The sequence below is a fragment of the Prevotella sp. E15-22 genome (assembly GCF_023204875.1).
In the GTDB taxonomy this organism is placed as follows: domain Bacteria; phylum Bacteroidota; class Bacteroidia; order Bacteroidales; family Bacteroidaceae; genus Prevotella.
The window spans coordinates 1,331,533-1,347,886 of the sequence record NZ_CP096247.1 but is presented as its reverse complement, the minus strand read 5'-3'; the positions used below and the strand labels follow the sequence as shown (position 1 = coordinate 1,347,886).

Sequence of the window (16,354 nt, the reverse complement as noted above, 5' to 3'; positions counted from 1 at the left end):
ATCTTCTTTAGTTTTTTACATCATTACATTATGACGAGAGTCTTCATTTCGAGTATTCATTCTCAATAATATTCAACATTTTGAAAGTAGCCTTAATAGCCGCTTCTGTTTGGTCGGCATCCAGACCGCGGGTTCGGAGGATATTTCCATTGTTGTCCCAAGATATGACAGTCTGTACCAAGGCATCTGTTCGTCCACCAGGTGGAATAGTCACTTGATAATTTGCCAAAAGAGGGAACGTTCGATTCAGATATTTCTTATAGATATAACGCAAGGCTTTAACAAAAGCGTCATATTGTCCATCACCTACCGCACTGCCGTCATACTGCCGTCCGTTAATCTCCACCTTAACATTGGCACCAGGACGTAAGCCATATGCAGTTGAAACAACATAACTAATCAATTTTACTTTTTCATCAGAACCATCATGTTTCAACACGTCTGACACGATATACGGCAGATCTTCCTGCGTAACAATCTCCTTCTTATCGCCCAATTCCGTGATACGTTGTGTAACGCGACGCGTTTGCTCTGGCGTCAATTCCAAGCCCAGTTCCTCGAGATTCTTTGCAATATTAGCCTTACCAGAGTTCTTCCCCAAAGCGTATTCACGCTTACGCCCAAAACGTTCGGGCATCAACTCATTATAATATAATCTATCCTTAGAATCACCATCAGCATGAACGCCAGCCACCTGTGTAAAAACATTCTCTCCCACGATAGGCTGATTAGGTGCCACGCTAATACCACTGAAACTCTCGACCATGCGAGAAAGATCGTTGAGCTGACTCTCTACAATATTCGTCTTAGCATGGAACTGATCTTTCAAAATTGCTTGAACAGAAGCCATCGGTGCATTACCACAACGCTCTCCCAACCCATTTACAGTGACATGCAAACCACGAGCACCACTTAGCACTGCCGCCAAAGAATTACTCACAGCTAAGTCATAGTCGTTGTGGGCATGATAGTCAAAGTGTACATCAGGATACCTCTTCATCATCTTACGAAAATACTCAATCACCTGCAAGGGATTCATCACACCCAAGGTATCTGGCAGCATAAAACGTTTGATGGCAGCAGTAGCGACCAAACAATCCATCAGTTGATAGACATACTCGGGAGAGTCTTTCATACCATTCGACCAATCCTCCAGATAGAGATTGACAGTAATATTTTTAGCTGCAGCATTATCCAACTCCCTCAGAATATCGTTAATATGTTCCTGGGGCGTCTTATGCAATTGATGTACGCAATGCTTGAGCGAGCCTTTGGCAAGAAGATTCACCACTCGGCCTCCGCACGAGGCGATCCACTCAATACTCTTACCACCATCGACAAACCCTAATACCTCCACGCGTTCCAGTAATCCATTTTTCTGAGCATAGGCACATATCTTTGAAACGGCCTCACGTTCTCCTTCCGAGACACGCGCCGAGGCCACTTCAATACGGTCTACATTCACATCGGAAAGCAGTTTGCGAGCCATTACCAACTTCTCATGTGGAAGAAACGACACACCATTGGTCTGCTCACCGTCACGCAACGTAGAGTCCATAATCTCTACGAAGGGAGGAATACGCTGATAACCATTTATTTGTTGTACTGTTCCCATTCCTCTGTCTTTTCTCTGTTTTGTACTAAGAAGTCAATATCATCGAGTCCATTCATCAAGCAATGCTTTTTGTATTCATTAATATTAAAGTGTTCACTATGCCCCGTTGACATATTCGTAACCGTCTGTTGAGGTAAGTCAACCTCTACCTGAGCATTCGGATTATCCCAAATTGTATGGAAGAGTTCCTGAAGAAAATCCTCAGAGACCTGCACAGGAAGAACGAAGTTATTCAGTTCATTATTCTTGTGAATATCAGCAAAAAATGAACTAATGACCACACGGAAGCCATATCCGGCAATGGCCCATGCAGCATGCTCGCGACTAGAACCAGAACCAAAATTTTTGCCAGCCACGAGAATACATCCACTATAGGTGGGATCATTTAAAACAAATTCTTTGATGGGACTCCCCTCTTTGTCGTATCGCCAATCACGGAATAGGTTTTCACCAAAGCCCTCCTTATCAGTAGCCTTGAGGAAACGTGCTGGAATTATCTGGTCAGTATCTACATTCTCCAAAGGAAGTGGAACACAAGTAGATGTTATAACATCAAATTTCTGTTTCATCATGCGAAAGCATATTTTTTCTATTCACTTTTACCTTATCAATTCTCTTGGATCGGTGATTACCCCTGTAACAGCTGCAGCTGCAGCAACGAGAGGTGAACAGAGGATTGTACGCGCGCCAGGTCCCTGACGGCCTTCGAAATTGCGGTTTGAGGTAGATACAGCATATTTTCCAGCCGGCACTTTATCATCATTCATTGCCAAGCATGCCGAACAGCCAGGCTGACGAATAACAAAGCCTGCAGTCTCAAATACCTTATCCAACCCCTCTTCACGGATTTGCTTGTCAACAGCCCATGACCCCGGTACCAACCATGCTATTACATTTTCCGCTTTCTGGCGTCCTTTTACAATAGATGCAAAAGCCCGAAAATCCTCAATACGTCCATTAGTACATGCCCCCAAGAACACATAGTCAATCTTCTTGCCCAATAATTGCTCACCAGGCTTGAATCCCATATACGAAAGCGACTTTTCGAAATTAGCATCGCCCGCCAAAGGAATTCTTTCTGTGATACCAATCCCCATACCAGGGTTCGTTCCATAAGTAACTCGCGGATCTATATCTTCCGCATTGAAAGTCAACTCCTTATCAAAAACGGCATCATCTCCACTATACAATGTACGCCAGTATGCTACAGCCTCGTCCCAAGCTTGTTCCTTAGGCGCATATTCACGTCCTTTCAGATACTCAAATGTCACTTCATCCGGAGCCACCAAGCCACCACGCGCGCCCATCTCTATCGATAGGTTGCAAAGTGTCAAGCGTCCCTCCATCGACAGGTTCTTCACCACTTCACCAGCATATTCAACAAAATAGCCCGTTGCACCAGAGGTCGTGAGTTGTGCCATCAGATAGAGCGCAACATCTTTTGCTGTAACACCTTTCTGAAGTGAGCCATTGATGGTAATACGCATTGTCTTAGGCTTCTGCTGTAAAATGCATTGCGAGGCCATCACCATCTCAACCTCAGAGGTACCAATACCAAAGGCAACTGCCCCCATGGCTCCATGGGTTGACGTATGCGAGTCACCACAAACAATAGTCATGCCAGGGAGCGAAAGTCCTTTCTCTGGCCCCACAACATGAATCACGCCATTATCTTGAGAACCCATAGCAAAGTGCGTCAATCCGAATTCACGAGCATTGCGCTCCAAGGTCTCTACCTGCTTTCTAGATACGGGGTCCTCAATGGGCTTATCTTGATCATGCGTAGGAGTATTATGGTCTGGCATACAGAAAATCTGCTGCGGACGAAAGCACCTCAATCCACGCTGACGCATACTATCGAAAGCCTGAGGCGATGTCACTTCATGACAGTAGAGGCGATCGATGTATAATTGCGTGGGGCCGCCCTTCAATATTTGAACCACATGCCGGTCCCATATTTTATCGAAAAGTGTATTCATTATTCTTTCTTAAACTTATTAATACAGTCAATGTATGCCTCAACGGAAGCCGTCACAATGTCGGTGTTTGCACCAAAACCATAGTATAAACTTCCATCATATTCTACCTGCATATGGACCTTACCAACATCGTCAGACCCCTTAGAAATGGCTTGAATAGTAAATTCCTTCAATGTCATCTGCTTCATAATTATTTTCTTCAAAGCCTTGATGGCAGCATCCACAGGACCATTTCCTGACGAGGCGGCTTCGAACTTCTGTCCACTGATATCGAGTCCGATAGAAGCAACGCTCTTAACGCCCTTACCAGTCGTCACCTGTAGGAAATCTAGTTTGACTGCATGATGATCGGCAGTATCAGCGCCAGCCAGCATCAACACATCCACGTCAGTAACCTCCTTCTTGAGGTCAGCCAGTTGCAGGAATTTCTCATAGATTTTATCAACCACTTCTTCATCGCTAACGTCCACGCCATTCACGTGTAGCCGATGCTTCAATGCAGCCCTACCACTACGAGCAGTCAGTACAATAGAGTTATCATCAATACCCACGTCCTTGGGATCCATGATTTCATACGTCTGCACATTCTTCAAAACACCATCCTGATGAATGCCACTCGAATGTGCGAAAGCATTGCGTCCCACGATTGCCTTGTTAGGCTGCACGGGCATATTCATCAAACTGGAAACCAGTCGAGACGTTGGATAAATCTTCTGTGTATTGATATTCGTCTCGATATCAATACCTTTGTGGCATCTCAAAATCATGGCTATCTCTTCCAGAGAAGTATTACCAGCACGTTCACCAATACCATTAATGGTCACTTCCACCTGACGGGCACCATTCAACACACCTTCCAGTGTGTTTGCTGTAGCCATTCCGAGGTCGTTGTGGCAATGAGTGGAAATGATGGCACGATCTATATTATCAACACGTTCCATCAGATAGCGGATCTTGCCACCAAATTCATCCGGCAAGCAATAGCCCGTAGTATCAGGAATGTTAACCACGGTAGCACCCGCCTTGATAACAGCCTCGATCACTTGAGCCAAGTATTCGTTATCTGTACGGCCCGCATCCTCGGCATAGAATTCAACGTCGTCCACAAACCTTTTAGCATACTTTACCGCAGCCACGGCACGCTCAATTATTTCTTCTCGAGTACTATTGAATTTATATTTGATATGAGCATCACTTGTCCCAATACCAGTATGAATACGCTTATGTTTCGCATATCGCAACGCATCGGCAGCAACATCGATATCTCTTTGCACGGCTCGTGTCAATGCACAAATAGTGGGCCAAGTCACAGCTTTAGAAATCTCTATCACCGAGTTATAATCACCAGGACTACTAATGGGGAATCCTGCTTCAATCACATCCACGCCCAACATTTCCAGGGCTTTCGCTACCTGAATTTTCTCAACGGTATTCAATTGGCAACCTGGCACCTGTTCTCCGTCTCGTAGTGTCGTGTCGAAAACATACAATCTGTCACTCATATTCTGTCTACCTTAAATAAATAACGCCTTGAATATGCAAAATTACAACCATTTATACAAATTAGCAAATAATTCACAAGAAAAACAACGCAACAGCAGATAAAACTGTAAGCAACATGTTTTCTACAACAAATAGTTCTTGCAGAACTTGTCACCCTCCTCATAGCCCTCTTCATAGAGTCGTTCCAATTTGGCTATATCACTACAGGTACGCCCCACTTCCATCTTTCGCTGAGGACGGATGACAAGAATCTCGCCCCACCGTTCCATACGCTCCACCATTTCAAGTTGTTCATTATATACCTCCACTCTACGACTCAAAGCCACACGCAATCGAGGGTACTCTTTATATATAATAGGTGGGATTTTCATATCATGTTCCGTACTGCGGAAACCTTTGTTACGCGTCATCACCACTACATTAAACAAATGTCCCTGACTAACGGCTCGGAGTACGGGAATTGAATCGACAATACCGCCATCAAGCATCGGCACACCATCAACCTTAGTCACCTGAGCCACATACGGCAAAGAACTGCTGGCTTTTGCAATAGCTGTAAGACGACGAGCATTATGTTTTTCTGAAAGATATTCCGCCTTACCAGTAAGACAATTAGTGGTCACCATTTCAAAAGGCGCAGGATTATGAGCATAGGTATCATAATCAAACGGTGCTATCTCTGCCGGAAAACGCTCATAAAGGATATTGGGGTCAAAGATACTCCCCTGAACCAGAAGATTCTTCAATGATAGGTAGCCATAACGTCTTAACATATCGATATTCGAAAAACGAGCACGACGAGGTTGACGACTCATGTAAGACAAACCATTACAGGCACCAGCCGAGACAGCAGCTACATAGGGAAAATACATCTCATGTTTCATGAGGGCATCAAGTACTCCACTCGTGAAGACACCACGCATGCCGCCACCCTCAAGTACCAAGCCCGTATTACATCCCAAATGCTCCATATCTGTGTCCTTAACAAAAATTTGCTGCAAAGATAATATTTTTTCATAAAAAATGCGTAAATTTGCAACGTTTTTCAAGTTTGAACGCATTTTTCTTATCAATATGTTTGAAAAAGAGACTTATATTCGACGCCGTGACGAACTGAAACGGCTGGTAGGAAGTGGACTCGTTTTGCTATTTGGCAATAACGAAGCTCCTGCCAATTACCCGGCAAACGGCTATGCGCCGTTCCGTCAGGACTCATCCTTTCTGTACTATTTCGGTCAGCACAGAGATGCCTTGGTAGGCGTCATTGATGTTGACAACAACCAAGAGATGCTCATTGGCGACGACATCGACATTGAAGACATCGTATGGATGGGATTCGTGCCCAGCGTCAGCGACCTAGCTTCACAAGTAGGCATCAGTCGAACAGCTCCTATGAAAGAGTTGAAGACCATTGTCAAAAAGGCACAGAGCGAGAAGCGACAGATTCATTTTCTGCCCCCCTATCGCCACGACACCATGATAACTATCATGGACCTTCTTGGCATTCATCCTAGTCAACAGAAAGAAAGTGCTAGCCTACAACTGATCAGGGCCGTTGTAAAAATGCGTGCCACCAAGGAACCACAAGAGATTGAAGCCATCGAGCGAGCCTGCGACGTGGGTTATGCGATGCATACCACAGCACAGTTGCTCATCAAACCTGGCGTCACCGAGCGTTTCATAGGCGGACAGGTGGACGGCATTGCCCGTTCATTAGCTCAGGGTGTCAGTTTTGCCACCATTTTCAGCCAACACGGTGAAATAATGCATGGCAACCCCAGCGATGCTCCTCTGGAAGCAGGCCGACTGGCATTGTGCGATGCAGGTTGTGAGTTGGACGACTATTGCAGTGATAACACCCGAACCATGCCTGTCAGTGGCAAATTCACCCAGAAACAACTTGAAATCTACTCCATCGTAGAACAATGCCACGACTACGTACTTGATGTGGCCAAGCCTGGCGTACGATATGCGGATGTCCACTTTGCCGTATGTCGTTTGATGACAGAAAGGCTGAAAGAGTTAGGACTGATGAAAGGTGACACAGAAGAAGCTGTCAGAGCAGGTGCTCACGCCATGTTCCTGCCCCACGGACTAGGTCATATGATGGGTATGGACGTTCACGACATGGAAGGTCTGGGGCAGATTCATGTTGGTTTCGACGAAGAAACTCGCCCCAATCTCGAACAGTTTGGAACCAATTGCCTGCGCATGGGACGCAAGCTTGAGGAAGGTTTCGTAGTAACCGACGAACCAGGTATATACTTCATTCCCCACCTCATCGATTTGTGGCGTAAAGAAGGCCACTGTAAGGAATTCCTTAACTTCGACCTACTGGAGACCTATAAGGACTTTGGCGGCATTCGCATTGAGGACGACTTGCTGATCACCAAAGACGGCTGCCGTTTCCTGGGAAGCAAACGAATTCCCTACCATCCTACAGAATTAGAAAACTTTATGAACAAAAACTAATTGATTATTTTAAATGAAGAAACTTTTTTCACTGGCGCTGCTGGCTGTGATGGCCTTGGGCGCACAGGCCGAGGACAAGAAAGACTCGACCGCATCTAACAAACCCGTATTTACGACCATCAAAGAGAATCCCATCACCAGCATCAAGGATCAAAACCGTTCAGGCACCTGCTGGGACTATAGCACATTGTCATTCTTTGAGGCAGAGATTCTGAAAGCCACAGGCAAAACCTACGACCTCGACGAGGCCTTCGTTGCCAACAAGACCTATATGGAACGTGCCATTCAAGTAGTTCGTTTCCACGGTGACTGCCAGTTTGCACAGGGTGGTTCTGCAGAAGACGTGCTGGCCACGCTGAAGACCCACGGCATCGTCCCTCAGGGCATCATGCCTTTCCCTGGTTCACTCTACGGTGACTCTCTGAACAACTTTAACGAGTTCTTCTCTTTGCTCGAGCCCTATGTGGCTGCCATCTCAAAGAGTTCTGCCAAGAAAATCTCCAACCAGTGGAAGGTGGGACTTCAGGGCATCCTTGATGCCTATTTAGGCGAGTGCCCCAAAGAGTTCACATACGAGGGAAAGAAATACACCCCAAAGAGTTTCGTGAAGAGTCTGGGCATTAACCTCGACGACTACGTGAGCATCACCAGCTACACACACCACCCCTTCTACACCAGCTTTGCTGTAGAGGTGCAGGACAACTGGCGTTTCCCTCATAGCTACAACGTGCCTATGGACGAGATGATGCAGATTATTGACAATGCCATTAACAATGGCTACACCGTAGCATGGGGTGGCGACGTGAGCGAGGATGGCTTCACCCGCCAAGGATTGGCCTATGCCATTGACACCAAGAAGACTGAGAGTCTGGCTGGTAGCGACATGGCAAAGTGGCTCAAGATGACTGCAGCCAAGAAAAAGAACCTCATCGATTCTCTGGGTTGTAATGTTCCCGAGGTGGTTGCCACCCAGGAGATGCGCCAAGAACGTTTTGACAATTGGGAACTGACCGACGACCACGGCATGCTGATTTATGGTGTTGCTAAAGACCAAAACGGCAAGGAATACTACATGGTAAAGAACTCATGGGGTGAGACAGGCGAATACAAGGGAATCTGGTATATGACCAAGACCTTTATTGCTGCCAACACAATGGACTTCCTCATCAACAAGAACGCCATTCCCAAGAACATCCGAAAGAAGCTTGGCATCTAAGCCACATAAGCAATAAAAAATGAAAAAACGGAAGAATCTGTTAATTTTCAGCAGATTCTTCCGTTTTTTCATTTTTTATCGTTACCTTTGTGTGCTATTTTGCCTTAATAGGCACTTTTAGCCCCTAAAGCGCAGATAAAAAAAATAATATAATGAACTTTAAATGGAATTACGAACAACCTACACCAGAACACAAGCAACAAGCAAACGAGCTGGCTGAGAAAATTGGCATGAGTCCCGTACTGGCCGACCTACTCATTAGGCGAGGCATCAAGACGGAATCGGCTGCCAAACGATTTTTTCGACCAATGCTCAACGAGCTCATTGATCCGTTTCTGATGAACGACATGGATGTAGCAGTAGACCGGCTTAATGATGCGATGGGTAGAAAAGAGCGCATTATGGTCTATGGCGACTATGACGTTGACGGATGTACAGCTGTGGCGTTGGTGTACAAGTTCCTTCAGCAATTCTACTCGAATATCGAGTACTACATCCCAGACCGCTATGAAGAGGGTTATGGTATCAGCCGCAAAGGGTTGGATTATGCCGCAGAGACAGGTGTAAAACTCATCATCGTACTAGACTGTGGCATTAAAGCTATTGAAGAAATAAACTATGCCAAGAGTCTTGGCATTGACTTTATTATCTGCGACCATCATGTACCAGATGACGTTCTTCCCAATGCAGTAGCCATACTAAACCCCAAGCGCATTGACTCTACTTATCCATTCAAGGATTTGTGTGGCTGTGGTGTAGGATTCAAGTTTATGCAAGCTTTTGCCAAGAACAATGGCATACCATTCTCACAGCTCATTCCCCTACTCGATTTCTGCGCTGTCAGCATCGCTGCTGATATTGTGCCTGTTATGGGAGAGAATCGCATTTTGGCTTTTCACGGTTTAAAGCAGTTAAACCAAAACCCAAGTGTAGGTCTAAAGAGTATCATTGAGATATGCGGACTCACTGGCCGAGAGATCACCATGAGCGACATCATCTTCAAGATTGGCCCTCGCATCAATGCCAGCGGACGCGTACAGAATGGTATCGAGACTGTAGATTTATTGGTTGAAAAAGACTTTCAACGTGCATTGACCGAGGCTTCTTTGATTAATGAATACAACGAGCAGCGTAAAGATATTGACAAGCAAATGACCGAAGAAGCCAACCAGATTGTGGCTCGTCTGGAAAGTCAAGAGCATCAATCGGCCATTGTTCTTTATGGTGAAGGTTGGAAGAAAGGCGTTGTGGGCATTGTTGCCTCAAGAATGACAGACATGTATTTCCGTCCCACAGTAGTCCTCTCATGCAACGACGGCATGGCCACCGGATCAGCTCGAAGCGTAGCTGGCTACGATATTTACGATGCCGTAAAAAGTTGTCGTGATCTACTAGAGAACTTCGGTGGACACACCTATGCTGTAGGTCTTTCGCTTAAAGTGGAAAACATTCCAGAATTCCGCAGACGCTTCCAACAATATGTCAGCGAGCATATACACATTGAGCAGACTGAGGCCACACTCGACATCGAGTCCGAGGTAGATTTCAAGGATATCACCAAAAAGATGCACAACGACCTAAAAAAGTTTGCTCCTCACGGACCTGAGAATCCAAAGCCATTGTTCTGCACGCATGGTGTTTACGACTACGGCACATCAAAGGTTGTTGGCAAACAACAAGAGCACATCAAGTTGGAACTGGTTGATTCACGCTCATCGAACGTCATGAATGGCATCGCCTTCGGACAGAGTCAGGCAGCACGCTACATCAAATCAAAGCGTTCGTTCGACATCTGCTACACCATTGAAGAGAATATCTACAAGCGCGGTGAAGTACAACTGCAGATAGAAGACATCAAGCCATCAGAAGAAGAGTAGCACATCATTCACTGTACCCAGTTGGGTCACGCACTATGAATGATAAGCTACAAACTTATTATGAACTACGAACTGATTCTAAAGAAATATTGGGGCTATGACAGTTTTCGCAGCATTCAGCGAGACATCATAGAGTCAATTGGCAGCGGACACGACACACTAGGTCTGATGCCAACAGGTGGTGGCAAGAGCATTACCTTTCAGGTGCCAGCATTGGCCGCGGAAGGCGTGTGTATCGTTATCACCCCTCTAATTGCCCTCATGAAAGATCAGGTACAAAACCTGCGCAGTCGTGGCATCAAGGCTTCAGCCATCTATTCCGGCATGAGTCACGAACAAATCATTGTGACACTCGAAAATGCCATCTTTGGAGGAGTAAAACTATTATATTTATCGCCCGAACGCCTATCGTCCGACTTATTCCGCCAGAAACTGCGTCACATGAATGTAAGTTTCATCTGCGTAGACGAAGCCCATTGCATCAGTCAATGGGGCTACGATTTCCGTCCCTCCTACCTCCAAATTGCCGACATACGTAAGGACATGCCCAATGTACCGGTATTAGCGCTTACGGCAACAGCAACACCAGAGGTTGTTGATGACATTCAAAAACGATTAGGTTTCAAGCAGGAAAACGTTTTCCGAATGAGCTTCAAGCGCGAAAATCTCGCTTATGTCGTGCGCCCCACCATCAACAAGGAGCAACAAATGGTGCATATCCTGGAACGCGTCAAAGGCTCTGCCATTGTATACGTACGGAGCAGAAAACACACGAAAGAATATGCCGACCTTTTATGCAAGGCAGGCATCCTGGCAACATCCTTTCACGCAGGCCTCGAGAACAAGGTAAAAGACCAGCGTCAACACCAATGGCAAACGAACCAGATACGGGTAATGGTGGCCACGAATGCCTTTGGCATGGGCATTGACAAGCCCGACGTACGTGTTGTTATCCACATGGATTGTCCAGACAGTTTGGAGGCCTATTTCCAGGAAGCAGGACGTGCCGGTCGCGATGGACAAAAAGCCTATGCCGTACTTTTGTACGACGCAAGCGACAAGACAAAACTAAAGAAGCGCATTGCCGATACATTCCCTGAAAAAGACTATGTTCGCGCCATATACGACCAGTTAGCCTATTTTTATCAGATTGGCGTAGGCTCGGGCTATAATACCACGTTCGAGTTTCCAATCGACCGTTTTTGCCGCACATTCAAGCGTTTCCCCATTCCCACGATATCAGCCTTGCAAATTCTTACCCGTGCAGGCTACATTGACTATCGCGAAGAGGACGACACACAAGCCAGGGTGATGTTTATCATAGGGCGCGACGAGCTATATCGTCTAAATGGTAATGGTGCTCAGGAAGATGCCGTTATCACGGCTTTACTCCGCAACTATACGGGTCTGTTCCAAGACTATGGATATATAGACGAGAGTCTGATAGCCGAACAATGTGCTCTGACCAAGCCTCAGGTCTATATGACACTACGTTCGCTTACCCAAAAGCGCATTCTGAATTTCATTCCCCAAAAGCACATTCCGTTTATACGTTACACCCAGCGTCGCGAATTATCAGAACATATAGTCATCGGTCCAGAAATCTACGACAATCTTAAGGAACGCTACATCGAACGTATCAACAAAATGCTGGAATATGCCACAAGCGACCTTATTTGCAGAAGTCGCCTACTACTGAAATATTTCGGAGAAACGCAGTCAAAAGATTGCGGAGTATGCGACGTTTGCCTCAAGGAACGCCATTAACTCGTTAAATTTAGAGCCTATTGAAACCTCGCCGTCATAGTCGGCAGGGTCAGAGGGAAGATACAAAATAATAGGGAATTTTGACTAACTTTGCAATAGCATTTAAGAAGAATTGTGATAGATATGTTAGAACACATCGCAGATTTTACGGCTTGGCCGATATTGACGGGAATATGTATTGGCTATGTTGCCAACCGCATTATGAGCGGTGAGGGCAAGGGCTGCTGCATGAACTTCGTTGTAGGCATCGTAGGCAGTTATGCAGGTACTTTCATCAGTCATTTGCTTAACATCGAACTGTTTGGCAAGGGATATCTTACCAACTTCGTGTTCTGTGTGGCAGGTGCCGTAACTGTATTGTGGATTTGGAAGAAACTGTTTGATTGAGTATGCTGACGATTAGCAGACAGGAGAAAAAAAGTTTTGGACCTGAAGACTGACAGAATTTCCGTCCAATGTTTAAGGGAGTTTAAAGAAATGTCAGTCATGTTTAATTGAGTTTAAGGAATTGTCAGCATTGTTTAAGCGAGTTTAAAATCCGTGCCATTTTGACAAGGCCACTAGTGTTTTTTCGCATGGGCATATACTTTGCTTATTTGTTGGTGAAAGCCAGAGCGAAAGCCGAGGCAATCAAGAACAAATAAGTTAAACTAAAAGTATAATTAGGAGGTATTGATTATGTTACCAGTAATGTTTCAGAACAGTTGGATGCCAACAGTATTTGAGGATTTCTTTAACAATGATTGGATGCCTCGTGCCAACAGTACAGCACCCGCAGTCAATGTCAAGGAGAGTGAGAAGGCCTACACGATGGAACTTGCAGCTCCAGGCATCAAGAAAGAATATTGCCGCGTAGGCATCAATGACGAGGGCAACCTCACCATCGCCATTGAGAACAAACAGGAGCACAAGCATGAGGACAGTCACCGTCACTACCTGCGCCGTGAGTTCAGCTATTCGAACTACGAGCAGAACTACACGCTGCCTGATGATGTGGTCCGCGACAAGATTTCTGCCAAGGTGGAGGACGGCATCCTGACCATCACCATGCCAAAGACCGAACCGAAGGAGAAAGTCACAAAGGCCATTGAGGTCTCGTAAACAGTTCATCTTGTTAGATATTAAATCCCTGACTTGCTTTGCAGGCCAGGGATTCTTTTATAGTGGATTATTGTTATTATAAGCCCCCCCTACTCGTTGCGCTTATCAATCCACTTGTAGCCCTCTTTATAGTTCTTGGCAGGAAAGACAAACATATCGTCTGATATACCCCCCGATTTAAAATTGCTGATCTTTATCTTTGCCCAAAACAGAGCCACTTTCAGTTTAACAAACTTTGGTGTCAGTGTCTTTGCGTCAACCAAAGCACGAACTTCCTTGATTGTACCTTTGGCCTTTTTATGTTGTTTCAAGATAAAGAGTAAGTCAGCCCCCTCCTTCTTCATGCTATAGTCAAAATCGTCAAGACTGAATTTAAACTTACCAGAATACTTGTCCTTCTTGTCCGAGTTTGCCTCATGAATCTCAACCGTCTTTTTCTTTCGGAACACCATATAGGCTGTCGTTCCATCATTCCATGTATTCACACGTTCATCCGAGAAACGCTGTTTTTTCCCTTTATACCATATGGTGCCATGCGTCTTATAGAGTCCTATGATATTAACATCATAGCGCAGCGTCGAGCCCTGCGGGCCAAACACCATATTATATACCTTATCGAAGGCCTTACGCGCCTCATTTTGCTGCGATCCAGTTTGCGCATAAGAAAACACCATGTTAAGTGCAACCACTAACAGTATAAATATTCTTTTCATATTACAATTTTACCAATCTTCATTCATGCAGCATCACCACAATGCTGATTCTGGGCTGCAAAGTTACTCAAAAAAATTGATATTCTTAAATATAAATACCATCAACATCCTACTATATAGGTAGTTTTTTTCAAAAAACGATATTAGAATACTTTGTTTTCGAAAAAAAATACCTAAATTTGCAACATCAATTCGATAAAAGAAATGCAGAAATGATTACGTTCATTTTGAGCCTTGTCGCTCTTGTATTAGGCTATTTCATTTATGGCCGTTTTGTGGAAAGAGTTTTCGGACCTGACGACAGACCTACGCCTGCCATTGCCAAGGCCGATGGTGTGGACTTTATGGTGCTGCCTTCATGGAAAATTTTCATGATACAGTTCCTCAACATTGCGGGAACAGGCCCCATCTTCGGTGCCATCATGGGTGCTCAGTTCGGACCGGTAGCCTATCTATGGATTGTCTTTGGCTGTATCTTTGCGGGTGCCATGCACGACTACATGAGTGGTATGCTCTCAATACGCAACGGAGGTGCCAACCTTCCGGAGATTATTGGTAAATATCTGGGCAATGCGCCTAAGCAGGTGATGTTGATTTTCTCAGTATTCCTGTTAATGATGGTAGGTGCTGTGTTTGTGTATAGTCCAGCCTCGTTGTTACAGAAACTGTGTCAAGATGATATACCAAGTGTTGAGATACTGAGCAACAGCACTTTCTGGATTATCGCCATTTTCTTCTATTATATCATTGCCACAATGATGCCTATCGATAAGATTATCGGAAAGATTTACCCCTTGTTTGCCTTTTCTCTGCTATTTATGGCAGTAGCATTGATGGTCATGCTTTTTGTGAAGATGCCTCATATCCCTGAGATTTGGGAGGGCGTACATGGTGAATTACTCACCCAAAAGAATGTTTTCCCCTGTCTGTTTATCACCATTGCCTGTGGTGCTATCAGTGGCTTCCACGCCACACAGAGTCCGTTGATGGCACGCTGTGTGAAGAGTGAAAAGATGGGACGTCCTATCTTTTATGGAGCAATGATTACTGAAGGTCTTGTGGCGCTAATCTGGGCAACTGTAGCTATGTATTTTTTCTACAACGAGCCCATGCCTGGCTACAAATTAATACCTGGTGGTGAGGCTGTCGTCAGCAAGGCACCTGCCATCGTCAATATGATATGTGAGAACTGGCTGGGTCTCTTTGGTAGTATTTTGGCTATTCTTGGTGTGGTGGCTGCACCCATCACCAGTGGCGACACCGCCCTGCGCTCAGCCCGACTCATCATTGCCGACTTCATCCACCTCGACCAGAAGAGCGTGCGCAAGCGTCTCTACGTCTGCATCCCCATGTTCGCGGCAGTCACCGCCCTGCTCATCTGGCAGATGGCCAACCCCAAGGGCTTCGACGTCATCTGGAGTTGGTTTGGATGGGGTAATCAAACATTGTCCGTCTTCACGCTCTGGGCCATCACCGTCTATCTCTATCAGCAAAAGAAGAACTACTGGATATCGCTTATCCCTGCCGTGTTCATGACGGTGGTCAGCCTGGTCTACCTCTTTGCCGAGCAGATTTTCTAAGAATTACTCATTTTTAAATATAATTATTATGAAAAAACTACTGTTATCTTTGCTTTGCGCCCTAACATTCTCGGCAGCATCGCAGGCTCAGACGCAAGACCGTCTGCCATTCGCTCAGGATAAAATCTATGCATCTGCCAGTCTGTCGAACTTCGACTTCAATTGGAGCAAGAATCAAAGTTGGCACATGGACCTGAGTGCAAAATGCGGATATCTCTTTGAGGACGATTGGATGATTACAGGCACACTGGGTTATGACTGGCATAAGAAGGGCGACAACACCTTCACCATCGGTGCCGGTCTGCGTTACTATATTGAGCAAAACGGATTGTATCTGGGTGCTGGTGCCAATTACATGAACAATCCCGTCTACGAGGACTTTGTGCCCAGCGTACAGTGTGGCTACGCCTATTTCCTGAATCGCACCGTGACCATCGAACCCGAGGTATATTATAACCTCAGCACAAAGGATGTAACGGAGTATAGTGGCTTTGGCATCCGCATTGGCATTGGTATTTACTTTGAATAATA

The 16,354-nt window shown here is 45.4% G+C and carries 14 protein-coding genes; 8 read left to right on the top strand and 6 right to left on the bottom strand.

The features are described 5' to 3' along the window. Nucleotides 1–43: 43 nt before the first annotated feature. From M1D30_RS05430 to M1D30_RS05410, 5 genes are all read right to left on the bottom strand, one after another. On the bottom strand, nt 44–1,615 hold the full coding sequence (locus tag M1D30_RS05430) for an alpha-isopropylmalate synthase regulatory domain-containing protein (protein ID WP_248507106.1): 1,572 nt from the start codon (nt 1,613–1,615) through the stop codon (nt 44–46). After that, complete coding sequence (leuD, locus tag M1D30_RS05425; protein ID WP_248507750.1) at nt 1,594–2,184, bottom strand: 3-isopropylmalate dehydratase small subunit; 591 nt, start codon at nt 2,182–2,184, stop codon at nt 1,594–1,596. The genes M1D30_RS05430 and leuD overlap by 22 nt, the downstream gene beginning before the upstream one ends. A gap of 30 nt (nt 2,185–2,214) precedes the next feature. Next, nucleotides 2,215–3,594 carry a 3-isopropylmalate dehydratase large subunit gene (gene leuC / locus M1D30_RS05420; RefSeq protein WP_248507104.1) on the bottom strand — a complete coding sequence of 460 codons (1,380 nt, stop codon included), beginning with the start codon at nt 3,592–3,594 and terminating at the stop codon, nt 2,215–2,217. After that, a complete protein-coding gene (locus tag M1D30_RS05415; RefSeq protein ID WP_248507101.1) occupies nt 3,594–5,096 on the bottom strand; it encodes a 2-isopropylmalate synthase in 1,503 nt (500 codons plus the stop codon). Before M1D30_RS05415 ends, leuC begins: the two co-directional genes overlap by 1 nt. A 123-nt stretch (nt 5,097–5,219) precedes the next feature. Then, nucleotides 5,220–6,068 (bottom strand): patatin family protein, encoded by an 849-nt coding sequence (locus M1D30_RS05410; protein WP_248507748.1) that lies wholly within the window; start codon nt 6,066–6,068, stop codon nt 5,220–5,222. A 103-nt stretch (nt 6,069–6,171) separates the two neighbouring features. Between M1D30_RS05410 and M1D30_RS05405 the strand changes: the two genes are divergently transcribed. From M1D30_RS05405 to M1D30_RS05380, 6 genes are all read left to right on the top strand, one after another. Next, nucleotides 6,172–7,569 (top strand): aminopeptidase P family protein, encoded by a 1,398-nt coding sequence (locus M1D30_RS05405; protein ID WP_248507098.1) that lies wholly within the window; start codon nt 6,172–6,174, stop codon nt 7,567–7,569. A gap of 13 nt (nt 7,570–7,582) precedes the next feature. Next, nucleotides 7,583–8,785: an aminopeptidase C gene (locus tag M1D30_RS05400; RefSeq protein ID WP_248507095.1), complete on the top strand. Its 1,203-nt coding sequence runs from the start codon at nt 7,583–7,585 to the stop codon at nt 8,783–8,785. A 152-nt stretch (nt 8,786–8,937) separates the two neighbouring features. Then, entirely contained in the window at nt 8,938–10,662 is a 1,725-nt protein-coding gene (recJ, locus tag M1D30_RS05395; protein WP_248507092.1) for a single-stranded-DNA-specific exonuclease RecJ, read from the top strand. A gap of 60 nt (nt 10,663–10,722) precedes the next feature. Further along, on the top strand, nt 10,723–12,429 hold the full coding sequence (locus M1D30_RS05390) for an ATP-dependent DNA helicase RecQ (RefSeq protein ID WP_248507087.1): 1,707 nt from the start codon (nt 10,723–10,725) through the stop codon (nt 12,427–12,429). Between the two features lie 123 nt (nt 12,430–12,552). Continuing rightward, nucleotides 12,553–12,816 (top strand): GlsB/YeaQ/YmgE family stress response membrane protein, encoded by a 264-nt coding sequence (locus tag M1D30_RS05385; protein WP_248507084.1) that lies wholly within the window; start codon nt 12,553–12,555, stop codon nt 12,814–12,816. 291 nt (nt 12,817–13,107) lie between these two features. Continuing rightward, entirely contained in the window at nt 13,108–13,530 is a 423-nt protein-coding gene (locus M1D30_RS05380) for an Hsp20/alpha crystallin family protein (protein WP_176944353.1), read from the top strand. Nucleotides 13,531–13,619: 89 nt separating this feature from the next. Here the strand turns inward: M1D30_RS05380 and M1D30_RS05375 are convergent, their stop codons facing one another. Then, on the bottom strand, nt 13,620–14,243 hold the full coding sequence (locus tag M1D30_RS05375; RefSeq protein ID WP_248507082.1) for a hypothetical protein: 624 nt from the start codon (nt 14,241–14,243) through the stop codon (nt 13,620–13,622). A 212-nt stretch (nt 14,244–14,455) separates the two neighbouring features. Here M1D30_RS05375 and M1D30_RS05370 point away from each other — a divergent pair, with 212 nt between their 5' ends. Continuing rightward, entirely contained in the window at nt 14,456–15,823 is a 1,368-nt protein-coding gene (locus M1D30_RS05370) for a carbon starvation protein A (protein ID WP_248507079.1), read from the top strand. Between the two features lie 28 nt (nt 15,824–15,851). Beyond that, nucleotides 15,852–16,352, top strand: coding sequence for an outer membrane beta-barrel protein (locus M1D30_RS05365; RefSeq protein ID WP_248507077.1), 501 nt, complete (start codon nt 15,852–15,854; stop codon nt 16,350–16,352). The last annotated feature ends 2 nt before the right edge of the window (nt 16,353–16,354 follow it).